Origin of the sequence: Variovorax sp. KK3 (genome assembly GCF_001984055.1) — a bacterium.
Taxonomy (GTDB): domain Bacteria; phylum Pseudomonadota; class Gammaproteobacteria; order Burkholderiales; family Burkholderiaceae_C; genus Variovorax.
Genome location: NZ_LYVO01000007.1, coordinates 26,022 through 42,315, shown reverse-complemented (window position 1 = coordinate 42,315; position 16,294 = coordinate 26,022). Strand labels below are relative to the sequence as shown.

General features: G+C 67.9%; 11 protein-coding genes. 7 read left to right on the top strand and 4 right to left on the bottom strand.

The window, feature by feature from the left end:
• The first annotated feature begins 48 nt into the window (after positions 1–48).
• Complete coding sequence (locus B0W80_RS05335) at positions 49–1,062, top strand: tripartite tricarboxylate transporter substrate binding protein (protein ID WP_076998072.1); 1,014 nt, start codon at positions 49–51, stop codon at positions 1,060–1,062.
• Positions 1,062–2,351, top strand: coding sequence for an FAD-dependent oxidoreductase (locus B0W80_RS05330; protein WP_076998071.1), 1,290 nt, complete (start codon positions 1,062–1,064; stop codon positions 2,349–2,351). The genes B0W80_RS05335 and B0W80_RS05330 overlap by 1 nt, the downstream gene beginning before the upstream one ends.
• Here the strand turns inward: B0W80_RS05330 and metE are convergent.
• Positions 2,325–4,637 (bottom strand): 5-methyltetrahydropteroyltriglutamate--homocysteine S-methyltransferase, encoded by a 2,313-nt coding sequence (gene metE / locus B0W80_RS05325; RefSeq protein ID WP_076998070.1) that lies wholly within the window; start codon positions 4,635–4,637, stop codon positions 2,325–2,327. The genes B0W80_RS05330 and metE overlap by 27 nt on opposite strands.
• A gap of 106 nt (positions 4,638–4,743) precedes the next feature.
• Here metE and B0W80_RS05320 point away from each other — a divergent pair, with 106 nt between their 5' ends.
• Positions 4,744–5,622, top strand: coding sequence for a LysR family transcriptional regulator (locus B0W80_RS05320; protein ID WP_076998069.1), 879 nt, complete (start codon positions 4,744–4,746; stop codon positions 5,620–5,622).
• Between the two features lie 19 nt (positions 5,623–5,641).
• On the opposite strand, the gene prpF is transcribed toward B0W80_RS05320, so the two are convergent.
• From prpF to prpC, 3 genes are all read right to left on the bottom strand, one after another.
• Positions 5,642–6,835, bottom strand: coding sequence for a 2-methylaconitate cis-trans isomerase PrpF (gene prpF, locus B0W80_RS05315; RefSeq protein WP_076998068.1), 1,194 nt, complete (start codon positions 6,833–6,835; stop codon positions 5,642–5,644).
• On the bottom strand, positions 6,832–9,483 hold the full coding sequence (acnD, locus tag B0W80_RS05310) for a Fe/S-dependent 2-methylisocitrate dehydratase AcnD (protein WP_076998067.1): 2,652 nt from the start codon (positions 9,481–9,483) through the stop codon (positions 6,832–6,834). The genes prpF and acnD overlap by 4 nt, the downstream gene beginning before the upstream one ends.
• 90 nt (positions 9,484–9,573) lie before the next feature.
• Positions 9,574–10,740: a 2-methylcitrate synthase gene (prpC, locus tag B0W80_RS05305; protein ID WP_076998066.1), complete on the bottom strand. Its 1,167-nt coding sequence runs from the start codon at positions 10,738–10,740 to the stop codon at positions 9,574–9,576.
• 161 nt (positions 10,741–10,901) lie between these two features.
• Here prpC and B0W80_RS05300 point away from each other — a divergent pair, with 161 nt between their 5' ends.
• The 4 genes from B0W80_RS05300 (at position 10,902) to B0W80_RS05285 (ending at position 16,286) form a co-directional block, all read left to right on the top strand.
• The gene (locus B0W80_RS05300; protein WP_076998065.1) at positions 10,902–12,311 is read left to right on the top strand and encodes a short-chain fatty acyl-CoA regulator family protein; all 1,410 of its coding nucleotides are present in this window, start codon (positions 10,902–10,904) and stop codon (positions 12,309–12,311) included.
• Between the two features lie 151 nt (positions 12,312–12,462).
• Positions 12,463–13,338 (top strand): phytanoyl-CoA dioxygenase family protein, encoded by an 876-nt coding sequence (locus B0W80_RS05295; protein ID WP_076998064.1) that lies wholly within the window; start codon positions 12,463–12,465, stop codon positions 13,336–13,338.
• A 3-nt stretch (positions 13,339–13,341) separates the two neighbouring features.
• Positions 13,342–14,700, top strand: a complete 1,359-nt coding sequence (locus tag B0W80_RS05290; RefSeq protein WP_076998063.1) for an NAD(P)H-dependent oxidoreductase — start codon at positions 13,342–13,344, stop codon at positions 14,698–14,700.
• 224 nt (positions 14,701–14,924) lie between these two features.
• Entirely contained in the window at positions 14,925–16,286 is a 1,362-nt protein-coding gene (locus tag B0W80_RS05285) for an aromatic ring-hydroxylating dioxygenase subunit alpha (RefSeq protein WP_076998062.1), read from the top strand.
• Positions 16,287–16,294 lie beyond the last annotated feature (8 nt).

Here is a 16,294-nt window from a genome sequence, read left to right as displayed (position 1 = left end):
CCCCGACTCCCTACCATCGGCCTCAGACAACACAACGAGGCAATCGACATGGTCCGACACTTCCCCACTGTTCACCCGCGCCCGGGCATCACGCGCCGCACGGCTGCAGCGTCGCTCGCGGTCTTCATGGCGGGGCTTTCGCGCCACGCCTTCGCAGCCGAGGCCTGGCCATCGAAAGCCGTTCGCATCATCGTGCCCTTCGCACCCGGCGGTGGGGCCGACGGGTCGGCACGCGTGCTGGCCGAGGTGCTCGCGCCTTCGCTCGGCCAGGGCGTGATCGTCGAAAACCGACCGGGTGCCGGCAGCGCGATCGGCGTCGCCGCCGCGGCGCAGAGCAAGGACGGCCACACGCTGCTGATGGGCAGCAATAGCATGGTCATCAACCCCTCGCTGAATCCGAAGCTGGGCTACGACGTGCAGCGCGACTTCGATGCGATCGGCATGGTGTCGGCCCAGCCGCTGGTGCTGGTGGTGCCGGCCAGCTCGCCCATCAAGTCGGCCACCGACCTGATTGCGCAAGCCAAGGCCCAGCCCGGCAAGTTCAGTGCCGGCAACAGCGGCACCGGCACGCTGGCGCACCTGAGCGCGGAGCTGTTCTCGATCCAGACCGGTGCGGCGCTGGTCAGCGTTCCGTACAAAGGCGAAAGTGCGCTGATGCCCGACCTGATCTCGGGCCTGGTGTCGCTGGGCTTCCTGAACCTGCCCAGCGTGATCGCGCACATCCGGTCGGGCCGCCTGCGTGCGCTGGCGGTGTCGAGCCCGCAGCCGGTAGCCGATCTGCCGGGCGTGCCCACCTTCCGCAGCCTGAACCTGCCGGCGCTCGAAGTCGAAGGCTGGGCCGCGCTGCTCGCGCCCAAGGGCACGATTCCGCCCGAAGGGCTGGCGAAGCTCGAGACCCTGCTGGCTGCCGCGCTCGCCTCCGACACGGTCAAGAAGCGCTTCGCCACGCTCGGCGTCGCGCCGGTGGTGCGCGGCCGCGACGCGACGGCGAAGACGCTGAAGGCCGAGGGCGACCGCTGGCGCGAGGTGATCAAGGCGCGCAACATCCAGGTGGACAACTGATGACTGCCGCAGCGAAGGCACTGACCGCCGACGTGGTGGTCTGCGGCGGCGGCGTCGCCGGCACGATGGCCGCGGTGGCAGCCGCGCGCCAGGGCGCATCGGTGTTGCTCGTCGAGCGCTACGGCTTCCTGGGCGGCAACGCCACAGCCGGCGCGGTGGCCCAGTTCAACAGCTGGCAAACCACCGCCGGCCGCCGCGTCGTGGCCGGCTTGGCCGATGAAGTGGTGGAGCGCCTGCAGGCCTACGGCGGCGCGCGTCCGCACGAGACCTTCATGATGTCGACCGGCCACCAGATGGACCGCATCGAGTACTCGCCCGAGCTGCTCAAGCTGGTGCTCGACGACATGGTGGCCGAAGCCGGCGTTCAGCCGCTGCTGCATGCGAACCTGCTCGACGTCGACGCGGAAGGCCGTCGCATCGCCGCGCTGCGCGTGCTGACCAAGGGCGGCGTGCTCACGCTGCGGCCGCAGGTGCTGGTCGACGCCTCGGGTGACATCGACGCCCTGCACCGCGCCGGCGCGCGATTTCTCGAACTCGACGATGGCGAGGCCTTGCAGCCGGCGACCATGGTCTTCCGCTTCGGCCCGATCGACTTCGCGCGCTTCGATGCACTCTCGGCCGACGAGCTGGCCGCACTCTCGCGCCGCGGCCACGAGCAAGGCGAGCTGGCGCGCGCGGCCCTGCACCTGAGCCGCGACCCGTATTCGAACGACGGCTGGTTCAACATCAGCCGGCTCGGCATCGACGCGACCGATCCATTGGCGCTAGGCGCCGCCGAGATCGAAGGCCGGCGCCAGGCTTGGCGCGCCGCGCGCTTCCTGCAGCAGGCAGTGCCCGGCTGCAGCGATGGGCGGCTGCGCGCCTTCGCCACGCAGGTCGGCGTGCGCGAGACGCGGCGCGTCGAGGGCGACCACGTGCTGACGGCCGAGGAGCTGCTGCGGCCCGAGCCCTTCACCGATGCCATCGCGGCCGGCGCCTACCCGATCGACATCCATCCGGCCGCGGGCGGCGGACTGCACTACGTGCCGCTGGGCGACGACCACGCCTACCGCATCCCCTACCGCAGCCTGATCCCGACCGCCTTCGACAACGCGCTGGCGGTCGGCCGGGGCATCTCGGCGACGCACCAGGCGCTGGCGGCCATCCGCGTCATGACGATCTCGATGGCGGTGGGCCAGGCAGCCGGCACGGCGGCTGCCATGGCAGCGAAGCACGAAGGCGCGGTGCGCTCCGTCGACGTCAACGCGCTGCGCGACGCGCTTTCAAGCCGGGGCGCTCTGCTCGCCTGATTCCGCGCGCAAGGCCTTGGCCGCCGACACCATGTTGGCCAGCGCCGGGATCACCTCCGGCCACTGCCGCGTCTTGAGCCCGCAGTCGGGGTTGACCCACAGGCGCTCCGCCGGAATGCGCTGCGCGGCCTTGCGCATCAGCTGCTCGATGTGCGCCTGCGTGGGGATGTTCGGCGAGTGGATGTCGTAGACACCCGGGCCGATCTCGTTCGGGTACCTGAAGTGGTCGAAGGCATCGAGCAGCTCCATGTCGGAGCGCGAGGTCTCGATGGTGATCACGTCGGCATCCATCTCGGCGATCGACGCGATGATGTCGTTGAACTCCGAATAGCACATGTGGGTGTGGATCTGCGTCTCGTCGCGCACGCCGTTGGCCGTGATGCGGAACGATTCGACCGCCCAGTCCAGGTAGTCCTTCCATTGCGACCGGCGCAGCGGCAGGCCTTCGCGCAGCGCGGCCTCGTCGATCTGGATCACGCGCACACCGGCCCGCTCCAGGTCGAGCACCTCTTCGCGGATGGCCAAGGCCAACTGCTTGCACGATGCCGAGCGCGGCTGGTCGTCGCGCACGAAGGACCAGTTGAGGATGGTCACCGGCCCGGTCAGCATGCCTTTCATCGGCCGCGGGGTGAGCGACTGCGCATAGGCGATCCATTCGACCGTCATCGGCCGCGGGCGGCTGATGTCGCCGAACAGGATCGGCGGCTTCACGCAGCGTGATCCGTACGACTGCACCCAGCCGAACTGGCTGAAGGCATAGCCTTCGAGCTGCTCGCCGAAGTATTCGACCATGTCGTTGCGCTCGGCCTCGCCATGCACCAGCACGTCGAGCCCCAGTGTTTCCTGCTCGCGCACGCTGCGGCGGATCTCGGCGTGCATCGCAGCCTTGTAGTCCGCAAGATCCAGGCGCCCGGCCTTGAACTCGCTGCGGGCGTGGCGGATGTCGGTGGTCTGCGGAAACGAGCCGATCGTGGTGGTCGGGAACGGCGGCAGCTTCAGCAAGGCCGCCTGCTTCGGCGCGCGCTCGGCATAGACGCTCGATCTTCGGCCCAGTTCGCTGTCGATCTTCTTCACGGCGGCCTGGACCGCCGGGTTGTTGACCCGAGGCGATACGCGACGCGCCGCCAACGCTGCATGGTTGGCCGCCAAGGCCTCGGCGACGGCGGCGCGGCCTTCGCGCAGTGCTCGGCCCAGGAGCCTCAACTCGTCGAGCTTCTGCAAAGCGAAGGCCAGCCAAGACTTCAGCTCGGCGTCGAGCTTCTCTTCGCTCGCCAGGTCGACCGGCACATGCAGCAGCGAGCACGACGGCGCGATCCACAGCCGATCGCCCAGGCGCTCGGCCAGCGGCTCCAGCCAGTCCAGCACGGCCGTCAGGTCGGTCTTCCAGATGTTTCGGCCATTGATCACGCCGAGCGACAACACCTTGTGCGCGGGCAGCATGCTCAGGAAGGGCAGCACGTCGTCGCGGCCGTTGGCGGCATCCACGTGCACACCGGCCACGGGCAGGTTGGCGACCAGGTACTTGTTGTCGAGCAGCGGACCGAAGTAGGTGGCCAGCAGCAACTTCACGCCGCAGCTCTTGAGCTGGTGGTAGGCCGTGTTGAAAGCGTGCTGCCAGTCGGCATCGAGTTCGGTGGCCAGCAGCGGCTCGTCGATCTGCACCCACTCGACGCCCTGTGCGGCAAGCGCTTCGAGCAGTTGCGCGTACACGGTCAGCAGGCGCGGCAGCAGCGCGAGGCGGTCGGAATCGTCCTTGGCCTTGCCCAGCGCCAGGTAGGTCACGGGCCCGACGATGACGGGCTTGGCCTTCACGCCCTGGGTCTTGGCTTCGGCCAGTTGCCCGAGCAGACGCGAGGTGTCGAGCTCGAACGCCGTCGTGGCCGTGAACTCGGGGACGATGTAGTGGTAGTTGGTGTCGAACCACTTCGTCATCTCGCCGGCCGCCACACCGCCGCAGCAAGCGCCGTGCTCCTCCGCGGATTGCGCCGAGCGGCCGCGTGCCACGCGGAAGTAGTTGTCGAACGCATCGCCATGGAAGCCGCGCACGCGCTCGGGCAGGTTGCCCAAGGTGAAGCTCATGTCGAGCATCTGGTCGTAGAAGGCGAAGTCGCCGACGGGGACGAGGTCGAGCCCTTGCTGGTCGTTCCAATGACGTTCGCGAAGCTGCGCGCCGATGGCCAGCAATTCGTCGCGTGTGGTGGCGCCCTTCCAGTACGACTCCAGCGCGAACTTCAGTTCGCGGCGGGCGCCGATGCGGGGGAAGCCGAGGTTGTGAATGGTGGTCATGTGTCGTTGTTGAGCGATGGCCGGCCAATGCTATGAACGATGAGTCATGAAGTAAAATGGTCTTTCTTCACGTATCCATGAACTCTGCTCATAGGCATTCACAACCATGCTCGAGCGTTCGCACCTCGCCATCGTTCAGGAAGTCGAAAAACAAGGCTCGCTGACAGCCGCAGCCGGCGTGCTGCACCTCACCCAATCGGCCTTGAGCCACAGCATGAAGAAGCTGGAGCTGCAGCTCGGCACCGACATCTGGCTGCGCGAAGGCCGCAGCCTGCGCTTGACGCAGGCCGGCCAGTACCTGCTGGCGGTCGCCAACCGCGTGCTGCCGCAGCTCGACCTGGCGGAAGAGCGGCTGCGCCAGTTCGCGCAAGGCGAGCGCGGCACGCTGCGCATCGGCATGGAATGCCACCCCTGCTACCAGTGGTTGCTCAAGATCGTTTCGCCCTACCTGGCGGCATGGCCCGACGTCGACGTCGACGTGAAGCAGAAGTTTCAGTTCGGCGGCATCGGTGCGCTGTTCGGCTACGAGATCGATCTGCTCGTCACGCCCGACCCGCTGTACAAGCCCGGCTTGCGCTTCGAGCCCGTGTTCGACTACGAACAGGTGCTGGTCGTCGCGCACGACCATCCGCTCGCCGAAGCGGCCTACGTCAAGCCGAAGCAGCTGACGCAGGAAGTGCTCGTCACCTACCCCGTCGAGACCGATCGCCTCGACATCTACAACCAGTTCCTGATGCCAGCCGGCATCAGCCCGAAGCGGCACAAGACCATCGAGACCACCGACATCATGTTGCAGATGGTGGCCAGCGGCCGCGGCGTGGCCGCACTGCCGCGCTGGCTGGTGGAGGAGTACGCCGACAAGCTCGACATCGTCCCCGTGCGCCTGGGACCGCGCGGCATCGCCAAGCAGATCTTCCTGGGCGCGCGCGAGTCCGACACCGGCATCGACTACCTCGAGGCCTTCGTCGAGATCGCACGCCAGTAGTCGATGGCGCCCGCGCGCGTCAATCGAACAACGCGCTGCCCGGCACGCGCACGAAGCCTTCCATCAGCACGCGCGCGCTGCGGCTCATCAGCGCCTTGGTGACGACCCATTGCCCGTCTTGCTGCCGGGCCTCGGCGCCGACCCTCAAGGTGCCCGATGGGTGCCCGAAGCGCACGGCCTGGCGCTCGCCGCCCCCGGCCGCCAGGTTGACCAGCGTGCCCGGCACCGCCGCGGCCGTGCCGATGGCCACCGCGGCCGTGCCCATCATCGCGTGGTGCAACTGGCCCATCGAGAGCGCGCGCACCAGCAGGTCGACGTCGGCAGCGCGCACGGGCTTGCCGCTGGAGGCGATGTAGTCCGCCGGCGGTGCGACGAAGGCGATCTTGGGCGTGTGCTGGCGCGTCGCGGCTTCGTCGACCTGGCGGATCAGACCCATCCTGACGGCGCCCCAGGCGCGGATCGTCTCGAAGCGAGCCAGGGCCGCCTTGTCGCCGTTGATCGCGCCCTGCAACTCGGTGCCCGTGTAGCCGATGTCGCCCGCGTTCAGGAAGATGGTGGGGATGCCGGCGTTGATCAGCGTGGCCTCGAAGGTGCCGACGCCCGGCACTTCCAGGTCGTCGACGAGCCGGCCCGTGGGGAACATGGCGCCGCCGTCCTCGCCGTCGTCCGCCGGGTCCATGAACTCCAGTTGCACTTCCGCCGCGGGAAAGGTCACGCCGTCGAGCTCGAAGTCGCCGGTCTCCTGTACCTGGCCGTTGGCCATCGGCACCTGAGCGACGATGGTCTTGCCGATGTTGGCCTGCCAGATGCGCACCGTGCACAGGCCATCACGCGGAATTCGCTCGGGCGACACCAGCCCGTTGGCGATGGCGAACGGCCCGACCGCCGCGGACAGGTTGCCGCAGTTGCCCGACCAGTCGACGAAGGCCTTGTCGATCGCGACCTGGCCGAAGAGGTAGTCCACGTCGTGGCCGGGCCGTGCGCTCGCCGACAGGATCACGGTCTTGCTCGTGCTCGACGTGGCGCCGCCCATGCCGTCGATCTGCTTGCCGTAGGGGTCGGGGCTGCCGATCACGCGCAGCAGCAAGGCATCGCGCGCGGCGCCGGGCTGCTGTGCCGCGGCTGGAAGGTCCTGCAGGCGAAAGAACACGCCCTTGCTCGTGCCGCCGCGCATGTAGGTCGCGGGAATCCTGATCTGGGGTCGATGAGTCATGGTGAATCGCTTGCTCGCTCAGGCGGCTGCGCGGCCGATGCCAGAAAGTCCTGGGCGAAGCGCTGCAGCACGCCGCCCGCTTCGTACACCGACACCTCCTCGGCCGTGTCGAGGCGGCAGCGCACCGGCACGTGCACGGTATCACCGTTGCGGCGGTGAATCACCAGGGTCAACACGGCACGCGGCGTGCGTGCGCCCACCACGTCGTAGGTCTCGGTGCCGTCGAGCTGCAGCGTCAGGCGGTCGGTGCCCGGCTCGAACTCCAGCGGCAGCACGCCCATGCCGATCAGGTTGGTGCGATGGATGCGCTCGAAGCCTTCGGCCACGACGGTTTCGACGCCCGCGAGGCGCACGCCCTTCGCGGCCCAATCACGGCTCGACCCCTGGCCGTAGTCGGCGCCGGCGATCACGATCAGCGGCTGGCGGCGCTGCAGGTAGGTCTCGATCGCCTCCCACATGCGCACGACCTCCCCTTCAGGCTCGATGCGCGCCAACGATCCGGGCCGCACGCTGCCATCGGCCGCGCGGACCATCTCGTTCTTCAGCGTCGGATTCGCGAAGGTCGCGCGCATCGCGGTCAGGTGGTCGCCGCGGTGCGTGGCATAGGAATTGAAATCGTCCTCGGGCAGCCCCATGCGGTGCAGGTACTCGCCCGCAGCCGAGTTCATCAGGATCGCGTTCGACGGCGACAGATGGTCGGTCGTGATGTTGTCCGGCAGCAGCGCCAGCGGTCGCATGCCCGTCAGCGTGCGCGGATGCGCCGCTAGCGCGCCGATGCCTTCGGTGTCCCAGTAAGGTGGGCGGCGGATGTAGGTCGACTGCGGGCGCCAGTCATATTGCGGGCTCACCTGCACGCCGTCGTCCACGCGAATGCCGAACATGGGCTCGTAGACGCTGCGGAACTGCGCGGGCTTCACGCTGCGGGCCACGATGTCGTCGATCTCTTCGTCGGTCGGCCAGATGTCCTTGAGCCGAAGCTCCCTGCCCTGCGGATCGATGCCCAGCACGTCCTGCTCGATGTCGAATCGGATCGTGCCTGCGATCGCGTAAGCCACCACCAGCGGCGGCGACGCCAGGAAGGCCTGCTTCGCATAAGGATGGATGCGCCCGTCGAAATTCCGGTTGCCCGACAGCACCGCCGTGGCATACAGGTCACGGTCGACGATCTCCTGCTGAATGGCCGGATCGAGCGCGCCGCTCATGCCGTTGCAGGTGGTGCAGGCGAAGCCGACGATGCCGAAGCCGAGCGCTTCCAGGTCGTCGAGCAGATCGGCTTCCTTGAGGTACAGCTCGACGGCTTTCGACCCCGGCGCGAGCGAGCTCTTGACCCAGGGCTTGCGCGCGAGGCCACGCGCAAGGGCGTTGCGTGCCAGCAGGGCGGCCGCGATCACGTTGCGCGGGTTCGACGTGTTCGTGCAGCTCGTGATCGCCGCGATGATGACGGCGCCGTCGGGCATCAGGCCCTGCGCCTCTTCGGCACGCGCTTCGTTCAACCCGACCGCGATGCCGCGTTCGTGCAGCGCCGATGTCGGCAACCGGCGGTGCGGATTCGACGGGCCCGCCATGTTGCGCACGACGGTGGAGAGGTCGAAGCCCAGCACGCGCTCGTACTGTGCGCTCTTCAATGTGCCGCCCCAGAAGCCCGCCGTCTTCGCGTAGGTCTCGACCAGCGCCACCTGTTCGTCGCTGCGGCCGGTAAGCCTGAGGTAGTCGATGGTCTGCGCGTCGATGTAGAACAGCGCCGCGGTCGCGCCGTACTCGGGGCACATGTTCGAGATGGTGGCGCGGTCGCCGATCGTGAGGCTCTCGGCGCCCTCGCCGAAGAACTCGACGTAGGCGCCGACCACTTTCTCCTTGCGCAGGAATTCGGTCAGCGCCAGCACGATGTCGGTGGCGGTGATACCGCTGGGCCGGCGACCCGTGAGCTTCACTCCGACGATGTCGGGCAGCCTCATCCACGACGCGCGGCCCAGCATCACGTTCTCGGCCTCCAGCCCGCCCACGCCCACGGCGATGACGCCCAGCGCATCGACGTGCGGCGTGTGGCTGTCAGTGCCCACGCAGGTGTCGGGGAAGGCCACGCCGTCGCTCACGAACACCACCGGCGACATCTTCTCGAGGTTGATCTGATGCATGATCCCGTTCCCCGCCGGGATCACGTCGACGTTGTCGAAGGCCTTCTTGGTCCATTCGATGAAGTGGAAGCGGTCTTCGTTGCGGCGATCCTCGATCGCGCGGTTCTTGCGGAAGGCATCGGGATCGAAGCCGCCGCACTCCACGGCCAGCGAATGGTCGACGATCAACTGCACGGGCACCACAGGGTTCACCGCGGCGGGGTCGCCGCCCTCTGCGGCGATGGCATCGCGCAGCCCCGCCAGGTCCACCAGCGCGGTCTGCCCGAGGATGTCGTGGCACACCACCCGCACCGGGAACCACGGAAAGTCGAGGTCACGGCGCCGCTCGATCAACTGCGTGAGGTAGTCGTTCAACTGCGCCGGCTCGGCGCGGCGCACCAGGTTCTCGGCATGCACGCGCGCGGTGTAGGGCAGCGTCGCCCAGGCGCCGGGACGCAGCGCGTCCACGGCCTCGCGGGCATCGAACCAGTCCAGCGCGGTGCCGGCCAGCTTCTTTCTGTATCGACTGTTCATGTGGGGCGAAAGTGAGAAGGCCGGCCTTAATGCCGGCCGTGCAAATGCAATGCGGCGATGTGGATCGATGGGGTACGAGGGGGTGCGCGCTCAGCTGCGGTCGTCGATCGGCACGAATTTCAAGTCTTCGGGGCCGGTGTAGTTTGCGCTCGGGCGAATGATCTTGTTGTCGATGCGCTGCTCGACCACGTGCGCGGCCCAGCCGCTGGTGCGGGCGATCACGAAGAGCGGCGTAAACATCGCCGTCGGCACGCCCATCATGTGGTAGCTCACGGCGCTGAACCAGTCGAGGTTGGGGAACATCTTCTTCACGTCCCACATCACCGACTCGAGCCGCTCGGCGATGTCGAACATCTTGGTCGAGCCTGCATCGTCCGAAAGCCGCTTGGCCACGCCCTTGATGACCACGTTGCGCGGGTCGCTGACGGTGTAGACCGGGTGGCCGAAACCGATGACCACTTCCTTCGCTTCCATGCGGCGGCGAATGTCGGCCTCGGCGTCGTCGGGGTTGTCGTAGCGCTTCTGGATCTCGAAGGCCACCTCGTTGGCGCCGCCATGCTTGGGCCCGCGCAGCGCACCGATGGCGCCGGCGATCGACGAGTACATGTCGCTGCCGGTGCCGGCGATGACGCGCGCCGTGAAGGTGGAGGCGTTGAACTCGTGCTCGGCATAGAGGTTGAGCGAGGTGTGCATCGCGCTCACCCAGGCCTGCGATGGCTTGCGGCCGTGCAGCAGGTGCAGGAAATGCCCGCCGATCGAGTCGTCGTCGGTCTCGACGTCGATGCGCTTGCCCTGCGTGCTCCAGTGGTACCAGTACAGCAGCATCGAGCCCAGCGAGGCCATCAGCCGATCGGCGATGTCGCGCGCTCCGGCCAGGTTGTGGTCTTCCTTCTCGGGCAGGTTGCAGCCCAGTGCGGACACGCCCGTGCGCATCACGTCCATCGGATGCGCGCTGGCCGGCAGGCTTTCGAGTGCTTCCTTCACGCTCGCCGGCAGCCCGCGCATGGCCTTCAGGCGGTTCTTGTAGGCACGCAGCTCGGCACGCGTGGGCAGCTTGCCGTGCACCAGCAGGTGTGCGATCTCCTCGAACTCGCAGACCTCGGCGATGTCGAGGATGTCGTAGCCGCGGTAGTGCAGGTCGTTGCCCGTACGCCCCACGGTGCACAGCGCCGTGTTGCCGGCCGTCACGCCCGAGAGCGCGACGGATTTCTTGGGCTTGAGGCTGGCCGGCGCTGCAGCTTCGGTCGTCGTGGTCATGTGGATTCCTGGGCGGCCGACGTGCGGCGGTCGCGGGGTGTTGTCATGCTTCGCAATTTACGCAAAATGCACCCTTCTGCCCATGACTGAATTGGCGAATTCTTGCGAACGAAAATGATCGACTCTGCGAATCTTGCGAATACCGTGCCGGGAACATCGCGATGAAGAAGACCTTCATGGGCGTTCGCCTGCGCAAGCTGCGCGACGAACGCGGCCTGTCGCAGATCGCGCTGGCCAATACGCTGGGCCTGTCGCCCAGCTACCTCAACCAGCTCGAACAGAACCAGCGGCCGCTCACGGTGGCGGTGCTGCTCAAGATCCATCGCGCGCTGGGCGTCGACATCCAGCAGTTCTCCGAAGACGAAGAGGCCCGCCTCATCGCCGGCATGCGCGATGCGCTGGCGGATGCCACGGAGCCCGTGTCGCTGCCCGAGCTGAAGGAGATCGCCGCGCAGATGCCCGCCGTGGGCCGCGCGCTGATCGCGTTGCACCGGCGGCATCTGGAAGCGCACGAGCGCCTGGAGACGATGGCCCTGCGCCTGGGCGACGACCGCTCCGAACTGGTGGCGCCGCGCGCCATGCCCTTCGAGGTGGTGCGCGACTTCTTCTTCGCGCACCAGAACCACTTCGACGACATCGACCGCCGTGCAGAGGCGCTCGCGGATGAGGCGCGCGTCAGCGGCACGCTTCTGGCGGACTGGCTCGCGCAGCGGCTGCTGCAGCAGCACAAGGTGCGGGTCGTCGCGTCTGCGGGCGAACACGGCAAGCGGCAGTTCGATCCGGGCAAGCGCACGCTGCAGCTCTCGTCCGCGCTCGACCCGGCGCAACAGGTCTTCCAGCTGGCCACGCAACTCGCGTTGATCGAGTATGCCGACTGCATCGATGGCCTCGTGGCCGGGCCGCCCTTCCAGGACGACGCGCCTTCCCGCAAGCTCGCACGCGTTGGCTTGGCGAACTACTTCGCCGGCGCGCTGCTGCTGCCCTACACGCCCTTCCTCGCGGCCGCCGAGCGGCTGCGCTACGACATCGACCTGCTCAGCCAGCAGTTCGGCGTCGGCTTCGAAACGGTCTGCCACCGGCTCAGCACGCTGCAGCGGCCGGATGCGCCCGGCGTGCCCTTCTTCTTCGTGCGCGTCGATCGCGCGGGCAACATCTCCAAGCGGCAGTCGGCCACGCATTTCCACTTCAGCCGCACGGGCGGCACCTGCCCTTTGTGGAATGTCTACGAGGCCTTCGCCCAGCCCGGGCAGATCCTGCCCCAACTCGCGCGCATGCCGGACGGCCGCGCCTACCTCTGGGTGGCGCGGACGGTGTCGAGCCGCGAAGGCGGTTACGGCACGCCGAAGCGGGTGTTCTCGATCGGCCTCGGCTGCGACATCCGGCATGCGCCGCGCCTCGTCTATTCCAAGGGCCTGGACCTGCGCGACCCCGACGTGGCCACGCCCATCGGCATGGGTTGCAAGGTCTGCGAGCGCGTCGATTGCCCGCAGCGCGCTTTTCCCTTCGTGGGCCGGGCGCTCGACGTGGACGAGAACCGCAGCCGCGCCACGCCCTACGGCATGTCGAGCTGAAGCCGCCGGGGGCCGACCTGCGGCCCCGGCACAAACCCTAGTGGCACGGACGTCGCTTCGTCGTACTCTGTATACAGAGTCCAGTCACGTACCGGCCATGGCGCCCGCCGCGCATGCGCTGGTCGAGCCCGTTCCCCACCAGGAGACACCCATGAAACTCACGCCCGAGCAGCGCGCGCAATTCGAGCGCGACGGCTACATCTTCTTCCCCGGCCACTTCTCCCCCGAGGAGACGAAGACGCTGACCGACGCCGTGCCCGCGCTCTACGCCCGGCGCGAGGCCTTCAACGTGCGCGAAAAGGGCTCGGACGCAGTGCGCACCAATTTCGCGGCCCACCTGATCAGCGAGCCCTTCGCGCGGCTGGCCAGGCACCCGCGCATGGTGGCGCCGGTGATGGACCTCTTCGACGAAGAGGTCTACATGCACCAGTTCAAGATCAACGGGAAGATGGCCTTCGAAGGCGACGTGTGGCAGTGGCACCAGGACTACGGCACGTGGCTCAACGACGACCTGATGCCCACCGAGCGCGCGATGAACGTCGCCATCTTCCTCGACGACGTCAGCGAGTTCAACGGCCCGCTGATGTTCATCCCCGGCAGCCACGTCAAGGGCGTGGTCGAGGCCAAGCACGACCTCACCACCACCAGCTACCCGCTCTGGACGGTCGACAACGACCTCATCTCGCAACTGGTGGATCGCGCGGGCGGGAAGAACGGCGGCATCGTTTCGCCCAAGGGCCCGGCGGGCTCGATGATCCTGTTCCACAGCTGCCTCGTGCATGCCTCGGGCAGCAACCTGTCGCCCTTCAACCGCGTGGCGGTGTACCTGAGCCTGTGTGCGGTCGGCAACCACATCCGCCGCTTCAAGCGGCCCGAGTACATCGCGCACCGCGACTTCACGCCGATCGAACTGCTGCCGGACGACTGCCTGCTGAAGCCGTACCCGGTGCACGTGCCGTGGAAGAACGGCCTGCCCGACAGCGCCCTGCGCACCTCCCTCGAAACCATCGACACCGTGGCGGCCTGAACGATGAGCCTGCATCGCCAACTCCAACAGCGCGCCGCCGACGACAAGCCCGTGCGCATCGGCCTGATCGGCGCCGGCAAGTTCGGCGCCATGTACCTGGCGCAGATTCCGCGCACGCCAGGCGTGCATCTGGTCGCCATCGCCGACCTGTCGCCCGACGCGGCCCGCACCAACCTCGAACGGGTAGGCTGGCCGCGCGAACGCGCCGCGGCCCGCTCGGTGCAGGAGGCCGTGCAGCTGGGCACCACCTGGATCACCGACGACTGGCAGGCCGTCACCCGCGAGGCATCGATCGACATCGTGGTCGAATGCACCGGCAACCCGGTCGCCGCCGTGGAGCACTGCCTCGATGCCTTCGCGCACGGCAAGCACGTGGTCAACGTCACGGTCGAGGCCGACGCCTTCTGCGGCCCCTTGCTCGCGCGCCGCGCCCAACAGGCCGGCGTGATCTATTCGCTGGCCTTCGGCGACCAGCCGGCGCTGATCTGCGACCTGGTCGACTGGGCCCGCACCTGCGGCTTTCCGGTGGTGGCGGCCGGGCGCGGCCACAAGTGGCTGCCGCACTTCAGCGAATCCACGCCCGAGACGGTATGGGGCCACTACGGCCTGACGCCCGAGCAGGCGAAGCGCGGCGGGCTCAACCCGAAGATGTTCAACAGCTTCCTCGACGGCTCCAAGCCCTCGATCGAAAGCTCTGCCGTGGCCAACGCGACCGGACTGACCGTGCCTTCGGACGGCTTGCTCTACCCGCCCGCGAGCGTGGAAGACATCCCCTTCGTCACGCGCCCGAAGAGCGAAGGCGGTGTGCTCGAACGCAAAGGCATGGTGGAAGTGGTGTCCTCGCTCGAAGCCGACGGCCGCAAGATCCCCTACGACATCCGCATGGGCGTCTGGGTCACGGTCGAGGCCGAGACCGAATACATCAAGAACTGCTTCGAGGAGTACAACGCGCACACCGATCCGAGCGGCCGCTACTTCACGCTCTACAAGCGCTGGCACCTGATCGGGCTCGAAGTCGGCATGTCGGTCGCGAGCGTCGCACTGCGCCGCGAGCCCACCGGCGTGGCCACCTGCTGGAACGCCGACGTGGTCGCGACCGCCAAGCGCGACCTCGCACCGGGCGAGATGCTCGACGGCGAAGGCGGCTATACCGTGTGGGGCAAGCTGCTGCCGGCCGAACGCTCGCTTCGGCTGGGCGGCCTGCCGCTCGGTCTGGCGCACAACGTGAAGGTGGTGCGGCCGGTGAAGAAGGGCCAGAGCCTCTGCTGGGCGGACGTGGCGATGGACACGACGACGGACGCCTACCGCCTGCGCAACGAGATGGAATCGATGTTCGCGCCGGCCCAGGCAAAGGCCGCCTGAACGCCGCGCGACCATCCGACCCATCCGATGATCCGATGCATCGAGGCACCGCGCCGAAGCGGTGCTTCCCATCTTTGGGGCAAGGCATCCATCGTTGGTGCGGGAGAACCCTGACGTTCGGAAAAGCTGAACCAAGCGCGTAGATCATGTGAATTGGCGAACGGCCTGCGGCTTCCTACGATCTCGTGCATCGCCCTCCCCACGGGGCATGCACGGAGCCACGGATGTCCAGCAAGGTCATATTGATCAAACCCTATTCCGCCTACGAGCGCCAGCCGGCGCCGGCCGAGGACGCGGACCTCACCCACGTCGAACGCGGCTCGCCGGCCGGTGAGCTGATGCGGCGTTACTGGCAGCCGGTGGCGCTGTCCAGCGAAGTGGGCGAGCTGCCGATCAAGGTGCGCATGTTCGGCGAGACGCTCGTGCTGTTCCGCGCGAAGAACGGCCAACTGGGCCTGCTGGAGCCGCACTGCAGCCATCGCGGCACCTCGCTCGAATTCGGCATCTGCGAAGAGAACGGCCTGCGCTGCTGCTATCACGGCTGGCTGTTCGGCGTGGACGGCACCATCCTCGAAACCCCCGGCGACCCGCCCGAATCGACGCTGCGCCACAGCCTCTGCCACGGCGCCTACCCGGTGCACGAATACAAGGGCCTGGTCTTCGGCTACTTCGGGCCGCCGGCCGCGAAGCCCGAGTTCCCCATCTACGACTCCTTCGAGCACCCGGGCGACCGCCTGGTGCCCTACTACATCACCTACCCGTGCAACTGGCTGCAGGTGCACGAGAACGTGATGGACCCGGCGCATGCCGTGTTCCTGCACACGCGCATCAGCTTCTCGCACTTCGCCGATGCCTGGGGCGAGCTGCCCGAGATGGACTTCGTGCCCACGCCCACCGGCATGATCTACGTCACCACCCGGCGCTGGGGCGACAACGTGTGGGTGCGCTCCAACGACATCCTGCTGCCCAACCTCGCGCAGGTGGGCCACGTGTGGGAAGACGGCGCCACGCCCAAGGCCTTCGGCCGCGTCGCCATCACGCGCTGGACCACGCCGGTGGACGACACCACCTGCCGCATCATCGGCTGGCGCCACTTCCATCCCGACGCCGACCCGCGCGGCCTGGCCGACGAAAGCCAGTGCGGCCCCGAGTCGGTCGACTTCTTCGGCCAGAACGGCGACCGTCCTTACGAGGAACGACAGCGCATCCCCGGCGACTACGACGCGCAGGTGTCGCAGCGTCCCATCGCCGTTCATGCGCTGGAGAACCTCACGCGCTGCGACCGCGGCGTCGCCATGCTGCGCCAGCTGATTCGTCGGCAGATGCGACGCATGGCAGAGGGCGAGGCACCGGGCGTGTCTGCCGTGCGCAGCGGCGGCCTGATTCCCACCTACACGCACGACACCGTGATCCAGGTGCCACCGCGCGAAGACAAGCAGGACGACGCGGCGCTGCTGCGCGAAATCGGCAAGGGCATCACCGACATCGTGGTGAAGGGCCCGCAGCACGAGCAGGCCGACCGGCACGAGCGCGTGCGGGCGCTGATCCATGCCTACGCCGAGAGCCGGCGCGAGACCGTCGCCTGAGCCCGATC

What these genes read in the sequence shown, in the direction of transcription:
- B0W80_RS05335 (WP_076998072.1), top strand. Translation starts at nt 49, where the DNA reads ATGGTCCGACACTTCCCCACTGTTCACCCGCGCCCGGGCATCACGCGC.
- B0W80_RS05330 (WP_076998071.1), top strand. Translation starts at nt 1,062, where the DNA reads ATGACTGCCGCAGCGAAGGCACTGACCGCCGACGTGGTGGTCTGCGGC.
- metE (WP_076998070.1), bottom strand. Translation starts at nt 4,637, where the DNA reads ATGACCACCATTCACAACCTCGGCTTCCCCCGCATCGGCGCCCGCCGC.
- B0W80_RS05320 (WP_076998069.1), top strand. Translation starts at nt 4,744, where the DNA reads ATGCTCGAGCGTTCGCACCTCGCCATCGTTCAGGAAGTCGAAAAACAA.
- prpF (WP_076998068.1), bottom strand. Translation starts at nt 6,835, where the DNA reads ATGACTCATCGACCCCAGATCAGGATTCCCGCGACCTACATGCGCGGC.
- acnD (WP_076998067.1), bottom strand. Translation starts at nt 9,483, where the DNA reads ATGAACAGTCGATACAGAAAGAAGCTGGCCGGCACCGCGCTGGACTGG.
- prpC (WP_076998066.1), bottom strand. Translation starts at nt 10,740, where the DNA reads ATGACCACGACGACCGAAGCTGCAGCGCCGGCCAGCCTCAAGCCCAAG.
- B0W80_RS05300 (WP_076998065.1), top strand. Translation starts at nt 10,902, where the DNA reads ATGAAGAAGACCTTCATGGGCGTTCGCCTGCGCAAGCTGCGCGACGAA.
- B0W80_RS05295 (WP_076998064.1), top strand. Translation starts at nt 12,463, where the DNA reads ATGAAACTCACGCCCGAGCAGCGCGCGCAATTCGAGCGCGACGGCTAC.
- B0W80_RS05290 (WP_076998063.1), top strand. Translation starts at nt 13,342, where the DNA reads ATGAGCCTGCATCGCCAACTCCAACAGCGCGCCGCCGACGACAAGCCC.
- B0W80_RS05285 (WP_076998062.1), top strand. Translation starts at nt 14,925, where the DNA reads ATGTCCAGCAAGGTCATATTGATCAAACCCTATTCCGCCTACGAGCGC.